General features: G+C 70.4%; 15 protein-coding genes. 6 read left to right on the top strand and 9 right to left on the bottom strand.

The features are described 5' to 3' along the window. Positions 1-22 precede the first annotated feature (22 nt). From C8E87_RS02895 to C8E87_RS02875, 5 genes are all read left to right on the top strand, one after another. Positions 23-3,244, top strand: a complete 3,222-nt coding sequence (locus C8E87_RS02895) for an amino acid adenylation domain-containing protein (RefSeq protein WP_166661044.1) — start codon at positions 23-25, stop codon at positions 3,242-3,244. Further along, a complete protein-coding gene (locus C8E87_RS02890) occupies positions 3,241-4,515 on the top strand; it encodes an ATP-grasp domain-containing protein (RefSeq protein WP_133871643.1) in 1,275 nt (424 codons plus the stop codon). Before C8E87_RS02895 ends, C8E87_RS02890 begins: the two co-directional genes overlap by 4 nt. 70 nt (positions 4,516-4,585) lie before the next feature. After that, positions 4,586-6,001: a sensor histidine kinase gene (locus tag C8E87_RS02885; RefSeq protein ID WP_133871642.1), complete on the top strand. Its 1,416-nt coding sequence runs from the start codon at positions 4,586-4,588 to the stop codon at positions 5,999-6,001. Beyond that, a complete protein-coding gene (locus C8E87_RS02880; RefSeq protein ID WP_133871641.1) occupies positions 5,998-6,447 on the top strand; it encodes a response regulator in 450 nt (149 codons plus the stop codon). The genes C8E87_RS02885 and C8E87_RS02880 overlap by 4 nt, the downstream gene beginning before the upstream one ends. Next, the gene (locus C8E87_RS02875; RefSeq protein WP_133871640.1) at positions 6,440-8,392 is read left to right on the top strand and encodes a hybrid sensor histidine kinase/response regulator; all 1,953 of its coding nucleotides are present in this window, start codon (positions 6,440-6,442) and stop codon (positions 8,390-8,392) included. Before C8E87_RS02880 ends, C8E87_RS02875 begins: the two co-directional genes overlap by 8 nt. A 92-nt stretch (positions 8,393-8,484) precedes the next feature. On the opposite strand, the gene C8E87_RS02870 is transcribed toward C8E87_RS02875, so the two are convergent. The 3 genes from C8E87_RS02870 to C8E87_RS02860 all read right to left on the bottom strand — a co-directional run bounded on the left by C8E87_RS02870 (position 8,485) and on the right by C8E87_RS02860 (position 13,497). Continuing rightward, positions 8,485-8,922, bottom strand: a complete 438-nt coding sequence (locus C8E87_RS02870; protein ID WP_133871639.1) for a hypothetical protein — start codon at positions 8,920-8,922, stop codon at positions 8,485-8,487. A gap of 136 nt (positions 8,923-9,058) precedes the next feature. After that, positions 9,059-11,812, bottom strand: a complete 2,754-nt coding sequence (locus C8E87_RS02865; protein WP_166661043.1) for an AfsR/SARP family transcriptional regulator — start codon at positions 11,810-11,812, stop codon at positions 9,059-9,061. A gap of 206 nt (positions 11,813-12,018) precedes the next feature. Next, positions 12,019-13,497 (bottom strand): endo-1,4-beta-xylanase, encoded by a 1,479-nt coding sequence (locus C8E87_RS02860; protein WP_307870764.1) that lies wholly within the window; start codon positions 13,495-13,497, stop codon positions 12,019-12,021. 118 nt (positions 13,498-13,615) lie between these two features. On the opposite strand from C8E87_RS02860, the gene C8E87_RS46755 reads away from it, so the two are divergent. After that, the gene (locus tag C8E87_RS46755) at positions 13,616-13,786 is read left to right on the top strand and encodes an SAM-dependent methyltransferase (RefSeq protein WP_133876576.1); all 171 of its coding nucleotides are present in this window, start codon (positions 13,616-13,618) and stop codon (positions 13,784-13,786) included. Positions 13,787-13,855: 69 nt separating this feature from the next. Here the strand turns inward: C8E87_RS46755 and C8E87_RS02850 are convergent, their stop codons facing one another. From C8E87_RS02850 to C8E87_RS02825, 6 genes are read right to left on the bottom strand one after another with little or no spacing between them, the layout of a single operon-like run. Continuing rightward, positions 13,856-16,162 carry a hypothetical protein gene (locus C8E87_RS02850; protein ID WP_133871637.1) on the bottom strand — a complete coding sequence of 769 codons (2,307 nt, stop codon included), beginning with the start codon at positions 16,160-16,162 and terminating at the stop codon, positions 13,856-13,858. A gap of 2 nt (positions 16,163-16,164) precedes the next feature. After that, on the bottom strand, positions 16,165-18,537 hold the full coding sequence (locus C8E87_RS02845) for a nitroreductase family protein (protein ID WP_133871636.1): 2,373 nt from the start codon (positions 18,535-18,537) through the stop codon (positions 16,165-16,167). Further along, positions 18,534-19,151: a TOMM precursor leader peptide-binding protein gene (locus C8E87_RS02840; RefSeq protein WP_133871635.1), complete on the bottom strand. Its 618-nt coding sequence runs from the start codon at positions 19,149-19,151 to the stop codon at positions 18,534-18,536. Before C8E87_RS02840 ends, C8E87_RS02845 begins: the two co-directional genes overlap by 4 nt. 4 nt (positions 19,152-19,155) lie before the next feature. Then, positions 19,156-20,511: a YcaO-like family protein gene (locus tag C8E87_RS02835; RefSeq protein ID WP_133871634.1), complete on the bottom strand. Its 1,356-nt coding sequence runs from the start codon at positions 20,509-20,511 to the stop codon at positions 19,156-19,158. Further along, positions 20,508-21,383 (bottom strand): lantibiotic dehydratase C-terminal domain-containing protein, encoded by an 876-nt coding sequence (locus C8E87_RS02830; protein WP_133871633.1) that lies wholly within the window; start codon positions 21,381-21,383, stop codon positions 20,508-20,510. The genes C8E87_RS02835 and C8E87_RS02830 overlap by 4 nt, the downstream gene beginning before the upstream one ends. Then, positions 21,380-21,655: a hypothetical protein gene (locus tag C8E87_RS02825; RefSeq protein WP_133871632.1), complete on the bottom strand. Its 276-nt coding sequence runs from the start codon at positions 21,653-21,655 to the stop codon at positions 21,380-21,382. Before C8E87_RS02825 ends, C8E87_RS02830 begins: the two co-directional genes overlap by 4 nt. Positions 21,656-21,657: the final 2 nt, after the last annotated feature.

Here is a 21,657-nt window from a genome sequence, read left to right as displayed (position 1 = left end):
CGACGGCGGAGGGAGGCCTGACATGACTGTTGACGAATCCGGCGCAGCGTTGCCGCCGGTGCAGTGGTTCGGCAGAGTAACCGACTATCCCGACCAGTCCTCGATCGTGGACCTGTTCGCGCGGCAGGTCGCGGCGTCTTCCGATGCGACGGCGATAATCGACGGGGATCGCCGTATCACCTACGCGGAGCTCGACCGATGGTCCGATGCGTTGGCCGGGCGGCTGTTCGAGGCCGGTGTGCGGCTCGGTGACGCGGTGGGTTTGCTGGGCGAGCGGTGCCTCGAGGCGCCGGCGGGGATGCTCGCCATCATGAAGGCCGGTGGGGCGTATGTGCCACTGGACCCGGGGGACCCGGAAAGCCGGCTGGCGACGTTGGCCGGCCAGGTCGGGATCCGGCACGTCGTCACGTTGTCGGGCACCGCGGGAATTCTGGAGGGCGCCGTCTCGCTCGTGGCTACGGAGCATCGCGAAGGCCCTCCGCCGCCGGCGCCGGGAACCGGTGGTGCAGATCCGGCCTACATCATGTTCACCTCCGGGTCGACCGGTGCGCCGAAAGCTGTTGCCGTGCCGCATCGAGCGGTGGCCCGGCTCGTCCTCGGCGACGACGATCTTCGGATTCGTCCGGCCGACCGGGTGTCGCACACCGGCCATCCGGCGTTCGACGCGTCGGTGTTCGAGATCTGGGGTGCGCTGCTCAACGGCGCCCGGTTGGTGATCGTCGATCAGGCTGTCCTGCTGGATCCGGTCCGGCTCGACCAGTTGTTCGCGCGAGAGGGAGTCACGGTCGCATGGCTGACCGCCGGAGTCTTCCACCAGTGCGTCCGGGTTCTGCCGGGCATGTTCGGCGGCTTGCGCTGCCTGATAGCGGGTGGCGACGTGCTCGATCCCGCACTGGTACGCCAGGTGGTGGCCAGCGGGCCACCGGAGCGGCTGCTCAACGGTTACGGGCCGACGGAGAACACAACCTTCTCCACCACCTATCGGATTGCCGAGGTGCCGGACGGGGCCGGACGGATTCCGATCGGGCGCCCGGTGGCCAACTCCACCTGCCACATCCTGGACGACCGCGGTGATCCGGTGCCGATCGGTGTCGAAGGTGAACTATGGGTGGGTGGTGACGGCGTCGCGCTGGGATACGTCAACGACACCGCGCTGACCGCCGAGCGTTTCGTGCCGGATCCGCTGGGGCGCCACCCCGGCGCGCGACTGTTCCGTACCGGTGATCGGGCCCGGTGGTTGCCGGACGGCGACATCGACTTCCTCGGCCGGCGTGACCGGATGGTGAAGATCCGGGGGTTCCGGGTCGAGCTGGACGAGATCGAGGCGGTGCTTGCCGGCTCGGCCGGTGTTGCCGCGGCGGCCGTCGTGGCCACCGGTGACGACTCGGACACGCGGACGATCGTGGCGTACTACCAGCCGGCTCACCGCACACCGCGCGACGGCGGCGAGCATGACCCGGGCGGCGTGACTGAGACGGAAGTCAGGGCTTTTCTCGCCGACCGCCTCCCGCACTTCATGATGCCGGCCCGGATCGTGCCGGTGGACCGGCTGCCGTTGGCCGGCACGGGCAAGGTGGACCGGGCTTCGCTGGCCGCGCTCGAGCCCGGGACCGTGCGCGGCGCACACCGTACGGACGGCACGTCGGCTGTGCCGGCCGTCCGCCCGCCCAGAACACCGATCGAAGTGGGTGTCGCGCGGCTGTGGGCGGAAGTCCTCGACGTGGAAGCGGACGAGGTCGGCCTGGACGACAGCTTCTTCGATCTGGGCGGCAACTCGATGCTGGCGGCGCGCCTGTTCGTCCGGTTGCAGACCATGTTCGGTGTCGGCCGTGCCCAAGGCAGGTTCCTGACGTCGAGGCTCTTGGCCGATCCGACCCTGGCCGCCAGTGCCGCCGCCGTACAGGAAGCGCGTACCGGCCTGCTCGACCGGAACAGCGTCGCGTTGGACCCGGACTTCCGGCGCGAGAGCGGACTTGACGCCGATGACCGGACAGGACCCGGCACGGAGGCGCCGAGGGCGGTGACCCGGCCACGATTGCCGGCCGACGACAGCCGGGCCACCGAGCCGCTGCGCTTGCCGGGCGGAGCGATTCTGCTGACCGGTGGCACCGGTTTCCTCGGCGGCTACCTGTTACGTCGGTTGCTGACGACCACCGAGGCGACGATCCACTGCCTGGTCCGGGCGGCCGACGAGGACTCGGCCCGGCGTCGGTTGCTGGACGGGCAGCAACGGTACGGCCTCGGCGATCTTCCGCCCGATCGGGTACGACCGTTGGTGGGTGACCTCGGCCGCCCGCAGCTCGGGCTGTCAGACCGGGAATTCGGCCAGGTGGCCGATCGGATGGACCTGGTTGTGCACGCCGGCGCCTACGTGAACTTCACGTACCCGTACTCCCAACTGGCGCCGGTGACGGTGGGCGGCACCCGGGAGATCGTGCGGCTCGCCATGCCGAGACGCGTTCCCGTGCATTTCGTCTCCACGCTTGCTGTGCTCGCCGGGTTCGGGGCGGCGGGGGTGCGTGACGTCTCGGAGGACACGCCGCTGGCCTACCCCGAGCACCTGTTCATGGGCTACACCGAGACCAAGTGGGTCGCCGAGACGGTGCTGGGCCACGCGGCCCGCGACGGGCTGCCGGTCGGCATCCACCGGCCGTACGAGGTGTCCGGTGATCTCACGCACGGGGCGTGGAATCTGGAGAACGCCACCTGCGCACTGCTGCGGCTGATCGTCGACACGGGCATCGCGCCGGACATCGATCTTGCGCTCGACCTCGTGCCGGTCGACGTCCTGGCGGCGCAGATCGTGCACATCGCGCTGACCCGTACCCGCGAGACGCGTACCTACCACCTGACCAACCCGAGGCCCGCCACGCTGGGCGCCATGACCGAGGTTCTGCGCGGGCACGGTTACCGGATCCGTACCCTGTCGTTCGACGACTGGGTGACTCGGGCGGTGGCGTTCGTCGCCGAGAACCCCCGGCACCCCTTCACTCCGTTCGTGCCGCTCTGGGTGGACCGATGTCCGCGGAGCGGGCTCGTGGTCAAGGAGATGTACTTCGCCACCCACTTCCCCCGTTTCGGCCGGAGCAACGCTGAGCGGGCACTGGCCGGAACGGCCCTCTCGATGCCTCCGGTCGATGCTGCGCTGCTGGGCCACTACGTCCGCTTCTTCCAGCGTTCCGGGTACTTCCCCGTCCCGGACGCCAGTAGTGAGATCAGCGACTCGCGTTCCGGAGCGTCGTGACACCCCCCGGCCGGTTGCCCCGCTTGGCGGTCGTGTTCGACTTCGGCTCGGCCAGCCCGATGAGCATCCTGGCCGCCGCCCGCGACCTGGCCGAGATCGTGTTCCTCTGCGACCGGGACCTGCCCCACGTCCGGCCGCTGTTCGACGAGCTTCGTACGCTGGCTTCGGTCGGTGACATCACCGGCTTGACCGACGACGAGGTCCTCGCTCAGCCGGCCGCGGCCGACCTGGCCGGCATCGTCACCTTCAGCGAGAGCCAAATCAACCGGACCGCCGCCCTGGCCGCCCGTCTCAACCTGACCTTCCTCGACGTCCGCACCGCCGCAGCGGTGACCGACAAGTACACACAGCGGCGGATGCTCGCCGAGGCGGGCGTGCAGGACACCGAGTGCCGCCTCGTCCGCGATCTCGCCGACCTCGACACGGCCCTGGACGTCGTCGGCCTGCCGGCGGTGCTGAAGCCCCGCCGCGGCGCGGCGAGCACCTACACCTGCACCGTTCACAGCCGCCCCGAGGCCGCCGCGCGATTGCGGGCTTTCACAGATCCGGTGACCCGCGGCATCAGCGGCGAATTCGTCATCGAGCAACTCCTGCGCGGCGACCCCTCGATCGCCGGGGCGGGCTGGGCCGACTACGTCTCGGTGGAGTCCGTCACCTCGCACGGCGACGTCCGGCACGTCGAGGTGACCGGGAAGTTCCCGCTGGCCATGCCCCTGCGAGAGACCGGTTACGTGGTGCCCAGCACGCTGAGCGGCAAGCGGCGGGAGGAGGTGCTGGCGCTCACCGGAGCAGCCCTCACCGCCCTCGGTGTCCGGCACGGAGTCACGCACACCGAGGTCAAGCTCACCCCTGACGGTCCGCGGATCATCGAGGTCAACGGCCGGCTCGGCGGATACGTCGCCGACCTGGTGCGGCGTGCGCGCGGATTCGATCTCGTGCGGGCGGCGTTGACGGTGGCGTTGGGGCGGCCGTGTGCCCCGCCCTCGACGGCGTACCGACGGCATGCGTTCCAGTACTTCCTGACTCCCCCCATGGAAGCGGTCGCGCTGCGGCGTCTCGAGGGAGTCGAGGAACTCGGTCATGCCGCCGGAATCCATCTGGTCGAGATCTTCGCCGAGCCCGGTGCGGCCCTGGACTGGAGGCGGGGCACACTCGCCTATCTCGGCATCGTGCACGGGTCGGCCCCGGCCCACCGGGAGGTGCAGCGCCTGGTGGACCTCATCCATTCGACGCTCGACATCGAGTACGACCACCTCACCGCGAAGCCCTGAACCGAGCACGCGCGGCTACTCACGGTGATAGCTTCGACTCTCAGCGTGATGGGGGGCATCGGGGACCGCCATGTCAACGACTCCTGTGATCGGCACTCAGCCGGGAGCACGGCGAGGCTTCGGAGTCCGCAGGCGCGGGTTGGCTCATGTCGCGACAGCGACCGCACTGCGCCGGGCTCTGCTCGCCGCGGTGGCGGCGAGCTCGGCCCTCGGCTGTTTGCTTGTCTTCCCGGACGTCGACGTCTCGACCACGGTGATGGCGGGCGCCCAGGTCGTCTTGCTGGGCGCCTTCGGGGTGTATGCGCTGAAGGCGGTCAAGGGCGCGGACCGAGCACGCGCCGAAGCGCAGAACGAGGCCGCCGCCAGCGACAACCAGCTGCAGAAGCTGATCGACAACACCGAGTCGAACATCTACATGAAGCGGGTCGACAACGGCCAGTACCTGCTCGTCAACAAGGAATGGGAACGACTGTTCGGAGTCACCCGGGACCGAGTGGTGAACCTGACCGACCACGACGTCTTCCCGGCCGAACTCGCCGACCAGCTGCGCGCCAACGACCTTCGCGTCGCGGCCGCCGGTAGATCGGTGCAGTACGAGGAGACCGCGGACGGGATCGACGGCGAGCGCACCTACATCTCCGTCAAGTTCCCGGTGCTGGACGGCACCGGAAAGCCTTACGCCGTGTGCGGCATCTCCACCGACATCAGCGAGCGCAAGCGGGCCGAGGACGAGGTCCGGCGGCTCAACGCGAGTCTCGAGACGCGGGTTCTGCAGCGTACGGCCGAATTGGAAGCATCGAACAAGGAGCTCGACGCGTTCGCGTATTCCGTCTCGCACGACCTGCGGGCGCCCCTGCGCTCTCTGCACGGATTCAGCGATGCGCTGCTGGAGGACTACGGCGACGTCCTCGACGACGTCGGCCAGGACTACCTGCGGCGGTTGCAGCGCAACGTGGGACGTATGGGCCGGATGATCGACGACCTGCTCAACCTGTCCCGCGCCACCCGGGCCGACCTGGAGCGCAGCACGGTCGACCTCACCGGGATGACCCAGGAGATCTTCACCGACCTGCGGGCCGCCAATCCGGGGCGAGTGGCCACGCTGACCGTGCCGGATGGCCTCGCCGTGGAAGCCGATCCCCAGCTTCTGCGTCTTGCTCTGCAAAACCTTCTGTCCAACGCCTGGAAGTTCACCGGCAAACGGTCCGACGCGATCATCGAAGTGGGCCAGGTCGTCCGCTCCGGCGAGACCTTCTTCTTCGTACGGGACAACGGCGTGGGCTTCGACATGGCCTATGCCGGCAAACTCTTCGACGCCTTCCAGCGGTTGCACACGACCTCCGACTTCGAGGGCACCGGCATCGGGCTCGCGATCGTGGCCCGCGTCGTGCGCCGCCACGGCGGCCGGATCTTCGCCGAGGCAGAGGTGGACCGGGGGGCGACGTTCTATTTCAGCCTGGCCGGCACCGGAGAGGACAAGCCATGACCTTCGGCGACAGGATTCTCCTCGTCGACGACAGCCAGGACGATGTGGCGCTCACCCTGCGTGCCCTGAGGAAGAACAACATCACCAACGCCGTGGACATCGCCACCGACGGCGAACAGGCGTTGCAGTACCTGTTCGGATCGGACGAGGCGGCGAGCCGGCGGACGGCAGCCCTGCCCGCACTGGTTCTGCTGGACCTGAACATGCCCAAGATCAACGGCCTGGAGGTGTTACGCAGCATCAGGGCCGATCCCCGCACCAAATATCTGCCGGTCGTCATCCTCACCACCTCGACCGAGGAGCGCGACATCGTGAACACCTACGACCTCGGGGCCAACAGCTTCGTCCGCAAGCCCGTCGCGTTCGACGAGTTCCTGGAGGCGGTGCGTCTGCTGGGCATGTACTGGCTGCTGGTCAACCGACCCGCAGGACAGCTCCATGGCTGACGAACCAGCCGTCCGAGTGCTGCTCATCGAGGACAGCGAGGACGACGCGCTCCTCGTGGCCAACCGGCTGCGCCGGGCCGGCCTGCGCATCGAATACGAACGCGTCGAGGCCGCCGACGCGATGGCCGCTGCGCTGCGGCGCCGAGCACCCGACATCGTGATCTCCGACAACGGGATGCCGGCATTCAACGCGGAGGCCGCGCTGCGGCTGCTCCGCGACACCGGCTTGGATGTTCCGTTCATCGTCGTTTCCGGTCAGATCGGTGAGGAGTCCGCCACCGCGTTGATGCGTGCCGGCGCACACGACTTCGTGCTCAAGGACAAGCTCACTCGGCTCGGACCGGCGGTGCAACGCGAACTGCGCGAAGCCCGCGACCGTCAGGAGCGGCGGCGGGCGCAGGCAGCGCTGCGCGACAGCGAAGAGCGGTTCCGGCTCGTCGCGGAAAACCTGCAGGACGTGCTGTTCCGGTTCCGGCCCGGCCCGGCGCCGGTGCTCGAATACATCAGTCCGGCCATCGCCGCGATCACCGGGCTTTCTCCGGAGCAGCTCTACGAGCGGCCGGACCTGCTTTTCGACATCATGGAGCCCGAAGACCGTGACCTCATGCGGCGGTCGTGGCAGTCACCGACCGCCAGTCCTCTCCCGCTCCGCTGGTCGCGGCCCGACGGCGCCCGTGCGTGTGCCGAACAGCGTCTCGTGGCGGTGTACGACGACGACGTCCTGATCGCCGTCGAGGGCATCCTGCGTGACATCACCGAGCAGGTGGAGGCGGCCGAGCAGCGCCAGGAACTCGAGCGGAAACTGCACCAGGCGGAACGGCTCGACTCCCTCGGCCAGCTCGCCGGCGGCGTCGCCCACGACTTCAACAACATCCTCGGCGTGATCAGCGGCCACATCAAGTTCGTGCTCGACGAGCTCGGCCCCGGCCATCCGTGCCGTTCCGACCTCGCGAACATCGACCACGCCGCCCAGCGCGCGGCCGCCCTGACCCGTCAACTGCTCATCTTCAGCCGCCTGCAGCCGTCCCGGCCCCAGGTGGTGAACCTGAACACCGTGGTCGGCGAGATCGAACGGCTGCTACGCCGGACGATCGGCGCGGACATCGAGTTCGGCGTCGAGCTCACGTCGGGTCGCGAATGGGTCACCATCGACCCCAGCCGCCTGGAACAGATCATCATGAACCTCGTGGTCAACGCCCGCGCCGCGATGCCCGAGGGGGGGCATCTCCGCATCCGGACGGCAGACGCGAGTGACATTCCCGCCACCGCGATCGGGGTGCCGCCGGGCGTGGGGGACTACGTCTGCCTCACCGTCGCCGATACCGGCTGCGGAATGAGCGAGGAGGTCCAGCGGCGCGCGTTCGAACCGTTCTTCACCACCAGGTGCACGGGCCAGGGGAGCGGGCTGGGCCTGGCCACCGTCTACGGCGCCGTCCAAGAGGCGTCGGGCGCGATCACGGTCGACTCCGCACCGGGGGCGGGAACGCGGATCAGCGTGTACCTGCCGGCCGCGGCAGCGGGGGCACTCACCACGGCGCCGGACAAACCGACCGCCGAAGCAAGCCCCGGCGAGGGCCAGGGCGAGCGAATACTCGTGGTCGAGGACGACGACGGCATCCGCTCCATCACTCGCCGGATCATGACCCGTAGCGGATACGAGGTGTCCGACGCCGCCACGCGGGAGGAAGCGCTGGAGTTGCTCCGCGACGACACACGCTCGTTCGACCTGCTGCTGTCGGACGTCATCATGCCGGGAATGCCGGTGCTCAAGTTCATCGAGACGGTGCTCGCCCTCCGCCCCACGATCCGGATTGTGTTGATGTCCGGGTACACCGCTGACAACGAGCGCCGGCTCCCCGCGGGCGTTCCCATCATCGACAAGCCCTTCAACGCCGAAACGCTGCTACACCAGATCCGAACGACGCTGAACAGCCGCGACATCTGACCCTGCGGGCACCACTGGACAGTTCCTGCGGCTGCTCGTCCGACGTGTGAGCCCGGCCGGGGCTCAAGCCGGCCGGGCCCTCGCCTCGTGGCTCAGCCGCAGATTCGTACCGGTCCGGCGTAGCCGCCCTGCCGCTTGCCGTCCTCGTAGAACGCGGCGTAGACCCGCGAGCCGCAACCGACCCACGCGTGATTGAGCGGGAAGTCGACCCACGCACGGCCATAGTTGCAGCCCGCGTAATCGTAGCGGAGGAACTTGATCTGGCGGCCGGTGTTGTCGTCGATCCAAGCGTCGGCCCGCCAGTTGCAGATGCCCATGGGAATGTTGATGCTCCCACGACTGACCGTTATCGTGTCGATGAAAGCACCCTCGCCCTGGACGTACACGCACACGTAGCCGTTCGGGGCCCCCGTGCAGCTGTCGGCGGATGCCATGGCCGGCGTGGGCACGGCCAAGATGCCTACGATCGAAAGCAGACCGGCCGCGGCCACAGCCGCCAGTCGTCGCATGGAGTACATCGGCTTCTTCATCGGGTTCCCTTTCCGATTCGGGATCCGGCCGGCTTGGCCCGGCCGCGAGGCACCTCGCGGCGGTGCCCACCGTGATCAATTGCGCTGAGCCTAGGAAGCAGTGCTTTCGCAGTGCTTTCGCGGCGCTTTCGCCGGATCAGGAACCGGCCAGCCGAGCCCGGACATCGTTCGCCTCAGGATGGCCGAGCGCCTCCAGCACGGTCAGCGCTTCCTGCCACGACTTACGGGCGGCGGCCGTGTCGCCCGCGGCCTGCTGGGTATCGCCCAGGTGGGACAGGGTGGCTGCGATGTTGTAGCGGTCGCCAAGCTCGCGGTACAACGCAAGGGCATGCCGGTAGCCGGCGTCCGCGCCGGGCAGGTCGCCCAGGCGGTGGTACGCGTAGCCGAGGGTGTCCCACGTCGCGGCCTCGCCGTCGCGGTCCCCGATGGCCCGGTGCAGGACCAGCGACTCCTGCCCGTGCCCGATCGCCTGTCCGGGCTCGCCGACCTGGGTCAGCAGCCAGGCTACCGAGTTCGACGCGCTCGCCGTGCCGTCCGTCCGGTCGGCGGCGCGGTACAGGGTCAGGGCCTGCCGGGCGTGCGCCAGCGCGGCCGGGTACCGGCCCTGCCCGGCCAACAGGGCCGCCAGGTTGTCGTGGGTGGTTGCCTGACCGGCCACATCCCCGAGTTCGGCGAAGCCTTCCAACGCTCGGCGGTACTCGGCGTCGGACTGTTCCGCCCGGCCCAGTGCGCCCAGGGCACGACCCAGACCACGATGCGCGGCGGCCTGCGCCGCGCGGTCGCCGAGTCGCCGCGCGGCGGCCAGCGCCGCGCTCTGGACGTCCACCCAGTCGTGCCACAACCCGCGGCGGAGCAGGAAGGTGGTCATGGTCCAGGCGAGCTGATAGAGGAGCCGGTCCACATCAGGATCCTGGGCGCGGCGTAAGGTGGCCATCATGACCCGGTGTTCGCTGGTGAACCAGTCCAGCGCCTGCTCGTAGCCGGCGAGCTGCTCCGGGACTACGCCGGACCGGTGCGCGGCCAGTTCGATCGGCTCCCGGGTCGGGTGCATCAGCATGGCTGCCGCGTAGCCGGTGTGCACCAGATGCTCCAGCGCCCGGCCGCTGGCGTCGCGCCGGTCGACGGAGGAGTCGATCTCGCCGCACAGCTCGGTGGCGTACGCACGCAACAGGTCGTGCATGCCGTATCGACCCGGCTGGTGCTCCGACAGCAGGTGCACCCTGGCCAGTTCCGCGAGCAGCGCCCGGACCCGGCGGGCCGGCGCACCGAACAGGCTCGCCGCCATGGCAACGCCGATGTCGGGGCCGCTGTGCAAGCTGAGGAGCCGGAACAGCCGGGCCGCGTCCGGGTCCAGTGCCCGGTATGACCAGGACAGCACTGCGCGTACGTCGCTGGCCGGGTCGCCCGCGTGCAAGGCGTCCAGGGCGTCGCGGGTGTCGCGCAGCTCCGCCGCGAGCGCGGACAACGGGAAGGACGGGTTGGTGGCGGCGCGCACCGCCACCACGGCCAGCGCCAACGGCAGGCCCGCGCAGCTCGCCACGATCCCGGCCACCGCTCGCGGCTCCGCGCCCATCCGCGGCCGGCCGATGCGCTGGGTGAGGAGGCCGGCCGACTCGTCCGGCGACAGCAGGCCGAGGACGATCGGACGGGCACCTTCGGCGACCAGTCCACCGAGGGCGTCCCGGCTGGTGACCAGGGTGATACTGCCGGACGACGCCGGGAGCAACGGCCGCGCGTGCTCGGCGTCCCGGGCATTGTCCAGCAGGATCAGCATGCGACGATCGGCCAGCAGACTGCGGTAGAGCGCGGTCTGCTCGGCCAGGTCCGGCGGAACCTGCTGAGCCGGCACGCCCAGCCCAGCCAGCAGGCCGCGAACCGCCTCGGTCGGGGTCACCAGCGAATCGCCCGGGTCGTAACCGGCCAGATTCACATAGAGCTGCCCGTCCGGGAAGTGCTCGCGAACGCGGTGCGCCCAGTGCACGGTGAGCGCGGTCTTGCCGACCCCGGCGGTGCCGCTGACAGCGGCGATCACGGGTGCGCCGGCTGGGCTCCGGCCGGTGTCGCGCAGCATCGCATCGAGCCGGGCCACATCGCCGGCCCGGCCCCAGAATCCCGGCGGCGCGGGCGGTAGTTGCCTCGGCAATATCAGGGGCCCACTCGGTATGGGCCGGCCGTCAAGCACAGCTGCATGCGTTTCCTGCAGCTCCGGCCCCGGCTCGATGCCGAGCTCGTCGGCGAGCAAGTCGCGTACGGTCCGGTATGCCTGCAACGCCTCGGACTGCCGGCCGTCGCGGTGCAACGCCGTCATGAGCTGCCCCCACAGCCGTTCTCGCAACGGATGCTGGGCTGTCAAAGTCATCAGCTCACCGATCAGCTCCGCATGTCGGCCTCGTCTCAGGTCGGCGTCGAGACGTCGCTCGATCGTACGCACCCGCAGTTCCAGCAGCTGCGGGACGAAGTCGCGGTGGAGGGCATCGGACGGCACGTCCGCGAGCGGCTCGCCCCGCCACAAGGACAGCGCTTCTTGCAGGACCTCGGATTCCGCGTGCGGGTCGTCGCGCTCGCCGTGGTGCCGGGCCTGAACCAGCAGGTCCTCGAAACGCCCGATGTCGGTGTCGCTTGCCGGAACGGTGATGCGGTACCCGTCGGATGTTGTCTCGACCAGGTCACCGACCACCGCGCGAAGCCGGGTCGCATAGACCTGGATGGTGGCCCGCGGGTTGGCCGGCGGCCGATCACCCCACACGATGTCGACCAGATCGCCGAAGGGCACGGAGCGGCCCGTACGCAGAAGCAGAGCGGCGAGAAACGCCCGATGCTTGCCGGCCCGGATCGGCGCCGGCTGTCCTTCGTGGACGACTTCGAGCGGGCCGAGCAGACCGAACTTCACCACGCCACCCTAGTGCAGCTGAACGCAAGCCGTTGACCGGTTTCGTTGCGTTGATCATGAAGTGGCGTGGGTGAGGTTGATGACGCAGCCGCGGGGGTGTCCCGATGGATTCCGTCGAGCGGCGAGAGCGTGGTTGTCTGCCAGCCTTGGTGGGGAACCGGAGCGGCCCGGGTCACCGATGGTGACCCGGGCCGCGAAGGTGAACCTCAGGACGCGGAGCAGGCGACGGTCAGGCCCTCCGCCGAGCCGGTGCCCTGGAAGCCGAACTCGGTCGACTGCCCGGCCCCGATCCGGCCGTTGTAGTTGACGTTGCCGAAGCGGACGGTGCCGCTGGTGCCGCTGCGGTCGGCGTTCCACACGTTGGTGACCGCGGCGCCGCCGGGCAGGTTCGCGGTGACCGTCCACTGGTTGATCGCGGACGAGCCGGCGGTGACCCGGACGGTGGCGACGAAGCCGCCGTTCCAGGAGTTCAACGACGCGGTCGCGGAGCAGCCGGCCGGGGGTGGCGGGTCGGACGGCGGGTCGGACGGCGGGTTCGACGGACTTGAGCTGGTCGGCGGCGAGGTGGGACTGTCCGGGTTCCGGCCGCGGTTCAGCTCCTCCAGCACCGCGTAGTACGCGGCCTTCTTCTGGTAGTTGCCGTTGCCGCCGGTGAACAGCAGGCCCCGCTCGGACGCGCGCCACGACTCGCTGTCGGCGATGCCCCACACCGTGATGCCCTTGCACATCGAGACGTTCAGGCAGGCCCGGACGACCTTGCGGTAGTTCTCCGCCTGGCCCTGGCCGATGTCGTTGTTGCTCAGGTCGTCGTCGATGTCCAGTTCGGAGATGTGCACCTCGACCCCGAGGTCGGCGAACCGCTGGATGTTCGCCTGGAGGTCGTTGCTGATGATGCTGTTCGGGTTGTCGTTGAAGTGCGCCTGGAACCCGACGCAGTCGATCAGCTTCTCCGAGCTCTGGGTGTACGCGCGGACCGTCTCGTACAGCGCCTGCGCCTTGTTGTTGCGGGCGCCGCCCTGGACCGTCAGGCCCTCGACGTCGTAGTCGTTGATGCAGAGCTTGGTGGTCAGGTTGTTCTGCTGGACGACCTGCTTGGCCCGGCGGAACGAGTCCCGGATGACGTCGGTGTCGCCGGCGTCGAGGACATCGCCGTCACCGTTGGCGTCCCGGCTGATCGTGTGCGGCCACTGGGTGCGGCGGCGTCCGGTGTTGTTGTCCTCGAACGCCTCGTTGACGACGTCCCAGTACTGGACCCGGTTGCCCCAGCGCAGCAGCGCGTTGCCGATGAAGTTGTTCAGCGTGTTCTGGTTCGACCCCTGCAGCGCGCCGGCCTGCGAGTGCCAGACCATGGTGTGGCCCTTGACCAGCATGTTGTTCTGCGCAGCGTAGTTGACCAGGGTGTCCGCGCCGCCGGTGTTCTGCAGGCCGCCGCTGGACGTGGCGAGCGTGTCCGGCTTCATCGCGTTCTCGGGCGTGAGCTGCCCGAACTCCTGGTTGACGATCCCGCTGAGCCGGTTCGGGTTCGCGGCGACGCCGAAGAACAGGCCGGCCTGCGTGGCCGCGGCCCGCAGGGTGGTCTCGGCCGCCGCTGCCGGCGGGCTCGTGTGTACGGCGACGACCGTTCCCGCCACCAGGGCCGCTGCGGCCACTGTCGCGAGCATCGTCCGGCGTCCGGTGCGTCTCACATCGGGCTCCTTTCCTGCGGACACGCCGAAACTTCAGGCCGGTGTCCCATCGACCATCATCAGTGGAGTTGCCGAACCGTAACACACACGTCATTGAAACTCTCGATACCTTGCCGGAATTCTCGGAGTCCGTACCGGTCCGGCGTTCGCCGCGCCCGGAGCCCCTGCCCGCCCTCACCGCCGCCCGTGCACGCCGGCCGAGGTCTCGCGCTCCTTCACCGGTCTGGAGCTGCGGGAACCGGGAATCGTCTCGGTGCAGGACTGGCGTCCCGAGCCGGACCGCGGCTGAAGCCACCGGATACGGAGCAGTCGTCCGATTCGCCCGAACCCGGCGAGGTTTGCCCGGGTGCCTCGGCGCTCAGACGAGCATCTCCACATGCAGCTCGCTGACCTGGCGACGGCCGGTTGGGCCGTCGGGGAGCGGTTCGACCACCCGGGCCCAGGAGGTGTCGCCGATCAGGTGCTCGAGGCAGTCCAGCAGGAACGGGTTGCCGACGTCGATCCAGAAGGGCTTGCGGTGGCGCGCGGTGGTGGCGGGCACGGTGCCGTACGGGGTGAGGAAGAACTGGTCCGGCAGCCCGAGATCGGCGCAGTCGAGCGCGGTGTCGAAGGCGCGTTGAGCACCGGCGCCTCGCAGCCACCGCTGACGGATGCGTGCGGTGGGCACCCACCAGGTACGCCGGCGCAGCAGGACCCGGCCGATGGTCCGGCGCTCGTGAAAGCCGATGGTGGCGGCGTCTTTCGGTGGCGGGGGCGCCCGTAGCGGCCGTGGCCGCCACGGGTTGGACAGCAGGAGCAGCCAGTAAGTGGGCCCCCAGCCCGGGTGCGGCACTGTGGCGCCGAGGTAGACCGGTGCGATGGCGCGGCCGTCAGCTTCGACGGTGATGCGACCGTGTTCCGCGTCGTGGCGCAGGATCACGTCCCGCCAGGACAAGGTCGCCGGGTGCAGGCTGGGTTCCAGCGGCCCGGCCAGGACGCGGTCGGTGAGCAACGGGTGGGCTTGCAGCTCGTTGCAGTCGCCACTCACGATCACGTCGACCGGCTCGGCGGGCGAGGTGACCCGGGGCAACCAGTCGCGCAGAGCGTTCGTGAGGTCGGTGTCCCCGCGGGCGCGCCGGGCACTCAAGGATCCGCAGCCGGGGTACAGCGCGTTGAGGACGGCCATGTCGGGCGACAGCTGGAGCATTGCCGTGACGGGGACCGGCGGCCGGGCCGAGGCGACGGCACCCGGGATGGGGATGGTGTCCGGAGACAGTCCGGAGGCGGCGTGCCGGAGGAACTCGATCGTGTCGTAGCAGGTGCCGCCCTCGCCGTACAGGTCGACGAACTGCTGTCGGAGGGCCGCGTGGTGCGGGTGCTCCTCGACGCGGTCGGCGACAACCGCGGCCACCTCCCGCAGCAGCGGCGACAACTCGGGCACCGGGTGACCGCTGTGGTGGGCGTAGCCGTCCTCGGTGACGGGCGTCCGCAACGTCTCGCCGAGTTCGATCCCCAGGTCTCGGGCGGCGCGCTCGGCGCCGGCACGGATGCCGGCGAGCGTGCCGAGCCGCTCGGACGCTGTCTGCCCGGCGAGTTGCGTCGCCCGGCGCGCCATGACCGACAGACGGGCGTCCAGCTCGCCGGCGCGCGGGCAGTTGCTTTCCTTGACCGGGGTGTCCGGGCGCTCGTCGAAGGCGTCGGTCCACGGTGCCGCGGCGAGGACGCCGATGCTCAGCAGTTGGTCGATCAGTGCGCGTACCGGAGTGTCTTCATCGAGCACCGCGGCGAGCTCGGCGGCGCCGAACTCGGCCGGGAGGCCGGCGACGGCGCGGGCGACCGGATGGGGGAGGGTCGCGCGAACTGGCCGGGCGAGCCGCAGAACGCGGCCGTCGTGGGCGCCACGCGTGGGCGCCATCGATTCCAGGCCGGAGGAGGTCCAGGTGATCGCCGGGTTCTTGACCAGGCGCGCGTGTTCCGGATCGCCGCAGCAGCCCCGGGCGGCACGGCGCAGGGCGTCCACCAGCCCGCGGTTGAGGGTGCTTCGGGAGGTGCGCCGGCAGGGTTCGGGGCCGGCGCCCGCGGACAGGTCGACGACGCTGGTGTACATGAACGTGCTGAACGGGCTCGTCTTCGCGGCCGCGCGCATCAGGTAGCTGATCAGGGAGCGTTCGGTCCTGGTGGCGCGAATGCCGGAGTCCCCGGCCGGTGCTGACAGCAGTTTCGCCAGCAACTGCGGCGCGGCGAGGGCGAGCGGACGCCGGAAATCCTCGCCTGTGGTCGTGGTGCGCAGGGCGGGCCTCAGGTGACGGTGGATCTCGTCGTCGCCGTATTGCCGCACCCATTGTCTGGCCTCGGCCAGCCGGGCGGCAGCGGCGAGCCAGGTGTCGAGGGCAGCGCCGTCCTCGGCCGGGAGCTGGGCTCGGATGGCGGCTGTTGCCGGGCGGGCGAGGTGACTGCGTCCGTTGTGGATGTCGCGGCGCAGCGCCAGCGCCGGCGCCCGGTCGGCAGCCTTCAAGCCGGGGATGAGCGCGTAGAGCGCCGCCTCCAGCTGCTCCCGTTCCGCGGCCATGGCACGTCGCGCTCGGCGGGCTCGGCCGATGGCGGCTGAGGTTCCCGGCAAGGTGAGCGCGGTCAGGGCGTCGAAGGGCAGACCCGCGGTGCGCAGCAGAGCGAACGGGGCCAGCACGGCTAGTCGCCGTCCGCTGCCGGCAGGCCGAGGTGCAGGCCGAGCAGGGGGCAGTCGTTGAATCCGTCGAAGCCCGCGGCCCTGCGCAACCCGTGGGGGATGACCCCGCCGGCCGCGGTGCCGACCAGCCCCCGCTCCGTGGCCGCGAGCCATGCCGCGCCGATCGCCGCACCGGCGTGGGTGGCCTGGTCGGCGTATCCGCGGGCCGAACGATCGGTCAGGGCGGTGCGCAGATCAGCAACGATGATGACGGTGACGGGGGCGGCCGCGAGGCCCTGCTGCAAGGTGGATTCGACGGCGTCCTCGGTGCTGAAGCCGGACAGCCGGGTCAGTTCGGCGCCCGGTATGACGGTGTCGTAGACGCCGGCGGCCAGCCCCGGCAGATCGGTGCTCACCAGCAGGACGGGCCGCACCAGGCTGCGCGCGGAACCGGCCGCCTGCCGGGCTCGCAGCACGGCGCCGGCCGCCGCCACCACGGCCCGGGCGGCCTCCGCGGTGGGCGGCTCGGCGGCGAACGTGCGGATGGCGCGACGCACGGTCATGACCTGGTCCAATGAACGCGCCGGCAGGATCTCGGCAGGGGCGGGGGTGGGCCGGCGGATCGCCGCGGGCGCCGCCGAAGCCGCCTGCATCATCGGCACGACGGCGTTGAGCGTGTAGTCGGGCGGGGTCAGCGTCGCCGGTCGTCCGGCAGATGCTGTTCGAGGGGCGGGAATGGCCGGGGTGGCCGCGGGCTCGGCACGGCGTCCACCAAGCCCCACGGCGAACGTCGGCAGCGGGAACTCCCAGCGCCGCGCGACGCCGAACGTGGCGGCCAGGTGGTGGCCGGCGTCGGGATATTCGGTGAGCGTCACGCCGAGTGTGCGAGCCACCAGGTGGATGTAGGCCAGCGCGACACCGGCGTCGTAGTGCACGAGCCGGTACGCGAAGGCCTGGTATTTCTGGTACGCCTTCGCCAGATCTCCGGCGCCGAGCAGCACGCAGTCGGGATCACCGGCGAGCTGCCCGGGCGGGTCGCCGTGGGGGTCGAGGGCGTGCAGCGCGCCGGCGTCGTCGACATCGCCCGCCCGCCGCAGCGAATGGTCATGTGGTTCGTAGAGGTAGGCGCCCGGGTCCAGGTCCTCGACCCGGCGGGCGAGCACCCACAGCCGCGACGAGCCGAGGTTCCCGCCGGTGGGGGCGAGCCGGCGACGCAGATGCCCGGTGCCCGACTCGCCGGCGGCTTTGGCCAGGACGGTCGCCAGGACGGCCAGGCGTAGTGGTCCCGGCTGCGCCGCCGTGGCAGGCTCCGGCAGCGGTATGGCCACGCCGTACATCATCGGGGTCCTGCTTGTGCTCAGTTGCAGGTTGGCCCCCGAGTAGTGGCTCTGGTGGTCCTTCAGCGCCAGTGTCGCCCGGGGGGTCATGCTGCTGCCCACGTGGTAGATCCAGCCGAGCAGGCGTGGATCGTCCGGCGCCCAGCGCTCGCCGGGTATGCCGCAGGCCGGGCAGCCGGGCATGCGCGGGGTCAGCCGGATCTCCCCGCCGCCGTCAACCGGGTCGGTCACGTAACGTCGCAGGCCACGGTAGGCGACCGACGAGCCGAGACGGGTCAGCTCCAGAACCAGCTGGTGCGCGGCGAGCCCGAGCCACAGTTCGGCGCGAAGGGGCGCCGGCGCGCCCGGCGGGTGCGGATGGACAGCCGCCAGACAGGCCGGGCAGGCTGTCACGCCGTCGGTCAGGATCGGCCCCAGGTGCGCCTCCGCGGCGCCGAGCCGGATCGGGAACAACGGGCCGTCCCGCAGATCCCCGGGCACGACCGGGGCGGCCCCGGTGGACACCACGACGGTCACCGTCGGATCGTCGTCGAGGACCTGTACGCCGGATCCGGTGAGCTGCACGCGCAGCAGACGGCACAGTTCCGGTTCGCCGATCAGCCGGAGCCGGGCGGTGGCGAGCCTGGCCAAGGCTTCCCGGCGATTACGGTTGACCCGGGTCACGTCGATGTGGCGGCCGACGAACGACGCGACCGCGGTGTCCTCGTCCTGCGCCGCGGGCGGGCCGGTGTCCGCGTCTTCGAGCAGGCCACGGCTGTGCAGCAGGGCTACGACGTCGTGCACCTGCCGGGCCGTCAACGGCGGCAGGGCCGACGGCAGGTCGTCGAGGTCATGGCGGCCGTCCAGCAGCGGCAGCAGGCGCGGGAGCACTTGTCGTGCGCTGCTGCCGCGGATCACCTCGGTGCCGGCGGCGCCGGCGAACAGGAGCCCGTCGGGCGGGCTCGGGCAGATCAGCAGCTCCGGAATCAGCCGGGGCCGGCGTGGCAGGGTGAGCTCGGTGTCGCTGGCGAACGCATAGCCGATGGATTGCGCGTGGACGATGTTGACGGCTCTGGTCATGGCGGGCCCTCGCGCAGCGCGGCGCCCAGCCACCGGTGATAGCGCTCTCCCGGTTCGTGGGCGGGTCCGCAGCGGGCGCAGCCGTGCACCGGGACCACCTGCGACTGCTCGATCGTGCACTGCAGCAGGTCGATGACGCGGAGCCTGCCGGGTGCGGCGTCCGGCTCGTCGCGGTCCATCAGCAGCGCCGCCGCCGCCATCGCCACGGTCCCGGGGGTGAAGCCGGGAACCCCGATCAACGGATGAGTCGCGTACGCCGTGTCCAAGGTGTCCTGGCGGTCGGGGGCCGGAGTGTGCGTCATCCATCGGGTGCGGTAACACGCGTGACACGGCCCGTGGCCGGGCCGGATCAGCGGGCCGGTGCGGAGCTGCGTCTCCTCGAGGACGGCGCTCGTCCAGCGCACCTGACGCCGGTGGCAGGCCTCGTCGAGCCGGTCGAGCTCGGCCGGATAGCGGCGCCAGAGGGCGGTGGCCACGAAGTCCGCCGCGGCCACGAGGTCTTCGAGGTCGGGCGCGGCCCAGATCGGCGTGACATGCAGCGACGGCACCCGTGGGCGCAGGTGCTCCCCGACGGCGTCGCCGAACTCACCGGCGGTGAACAGAACGAAGGTCATGGCTTTACGCGAACGGGAGCGGGTCGGGGTTGGCGTCGGACTCGGTGAATCCCGGCCGGGTTCGCCCCACGTACCCGGTCAGCCGTGGGGTGCCGAGGAAACGGGCCCGGTGCACGAAGGAGATCGGCATCAGCTGCGGAACGACCACCCGCACCACCCACAGTCCTGCCTCGCGCAGTTCCTCGGTCGTCAGATCGACGGCGACGACGTCCATGCCGTGCTGTCGCAGCACGGCGACGAGCGCGGCAAGCCGGTGCTCGTCACTGGCCGTGGACAGGTCCGGCAGGCAGCTACGAATCGCCCACCCGTCCGGTGGCTCGGTGGCCGGCCGGTCGAGCAGGAAATCGAACGCCCTCCGCTGGCCGCCGCGCCCGTAGTAGTGGGCGCCGTGGGTGAGACTGGTGAAGTCCTCGACAGCGGCCGGAATGTGCTGCGCGCTGTCCAGGGCGATCCGGGCCGAAGTCGCCTCGCAGATCACCTTGGCGAGGGCGGAGTTCCCGTCGAGGGCGGTGGCGCAGCTGACGGTCACGTCGCAGTACGGATGGCCGGTCCGCGTCTGGACGGACAGGACTGTCGGGACGCCGAGGTCGGTGGTCGCGTCGAAATAGTGGAAGTCCACCATCGAGCCGGCCGCCCGGGCCAGCAACTGCGAAGTGCGCTCGGGCTGCTCGGCCCGGGGTGTCCCGGCGAGGCGGTCGAGCGGCAGACGCCCGAGCCAGGCCAGGGCCAGCGCGTCGCGCTCGACAACCTCGCAGAGCGCGGCGATGAGGGCGGCGGGCAGGCTGGTGTGCGCGGCCACCCCGGTCGAGGTCTGCAGCCAGAACCGTTCGTCGACGGTGGGCTCGAAGTGCAGGTGGACCATGGCGGCCGGCACGAACCGGTCGGTGTGGTCGATCAGCGAGACACCGCGGACCCAGCGGATCGGCCGGTCGGGGTCAGCCGGTCGCACCGGGCACCGCGGATCGGCGTACTCGCGGGCCGAGCAGCGGGCGATCCCGGTCAGGTCGATGGCCGCCCGGCCCAGATCGGTGGCGGACGCGATCGTGAAGTCGTTCTCGTCGTGGACGATGCACGCGTACCGTTCCGCGGCCTCGACGACCGCCTTGAGCCAGGCGATCTCGACGGTGCGGTCGCTGCCCGCCCCGCCCGGGCTGTCACCCGCGGTGACCTGCGGCAGCGTCCTGCTCAGCGCGCCGAGAGAGGCGGCCACCACCTCGGCTTCAGCCTCACCGGGACGCACCGGTAGCCGTTGCACCGCGCCGATCAGCCCGCCGCGCGGCTGCACCAGCGAACCGATCCGGTTGCCGGCGCGCAGCGTGGCGAGCAGGCCCGGTTCCGCGACGCCGGTCGTGCCGCTCATACGGCCGCCGTGGCGTGGGCACTCAGAAGGCTGCCGTAGTAGGCCTCTTCGAGCGGGCCTACGCCCAGCCGGTTGTTCATCAGATGAGCGAAGTGGAAGGCCAGCGACACAGCGCTCGGCGCCGGCTCGTGCTGATCGGCGGCGTACGCCTCGGCAGCGTCGCCGACGTAACCCCGCCAGGCCGACACCGCGGCCGCCGCCTGCGCCGGCAGATCGGCCTCGGCCGCCACGACGGCAACGCCGGTGGCGCGCAACTCGCCGGCTTTCGCCGCAAACCTTTCGCGCCACCCCGGGTCGGCGTGGCAGACCCTGAGCCAATAGTTGCTGTAGTTCTCCCAGAAATGCGACCCCAGCGACGGTACGAACGCGTCGGCGACCGCCTGCATGAGGCAGGGAACGACCGTTTTGCGCGAATACTCGTCGTTGTTCTCGTCCCGCAGCACCTGAACCGCGACGGCGCTGGAATGCTGGAAAAGCAACTCGGCGATCACTGTCGTGTGCAGCCCATATTTGTCTGTTTCCGGCTCGTACACATCGGGAACGGAACGCAGCACGGCCGGCCGTCCGCGCTGCTCGGCGCGGGGGAGCACGATGACCGGCCGATACCACGAGGGCGGCAAGGTGGGCAGGGCCCGGAGCGCGTCGCCGATCATCGCGTCGAGGGATGCCGCCAGATCACCGTCCGGGTCGCGTGGCAGGACCCGCAACCGCAGGTGCGGGCCGCCGTCGTCGATGTATCGGATGAAGAACCACCCGCGCAGGTCGGACCGCGCCTGAATCTGTGGCGCCAGGCGGGTGATGAGGTGGTCGAGCCCGGCATCCACAACGCCCACGTAGACCTTGCGGTAGATCCAGCCGGCGGTGGCGCTCACGCTGCCTCGAACGAGGACTCCACGGTCTCCGGCTCAGCGGAGTAGCAGAAAATCGTGGACAGGGTCTCCAGGCAGTCGCAGGCGACGCTGGACCAGGTGCAACCGCACCCGGACGCCATCGGCTCGAGGGCCAGCCGGTCCAGCTCCTCGACATAGAGCTCGAGGGCCGCGGAGGACCCGTCCTCCAGATCGAACGGGTGGCTGAAGTGCACGCCGCCGACCAGCGACAGCTGACGAGGGACTGCCGGCGGGCCGGCCAGCACGGTCTCCATCG

This window comes from Paractinoplanes brasiliensis, from assembly GCF_004362215.1.
In the GTDB taxonomy this organism is placed as follows: Bacteria; Actinomycetota; Actinomycetes; order Mycobacteriales; family Micromonosporaceae; genus Actinoplanes; species Actinoplanes brasiliensis.
This window is presented reverse-complemented; position numbering and strand designations above follow the sequence as displayed.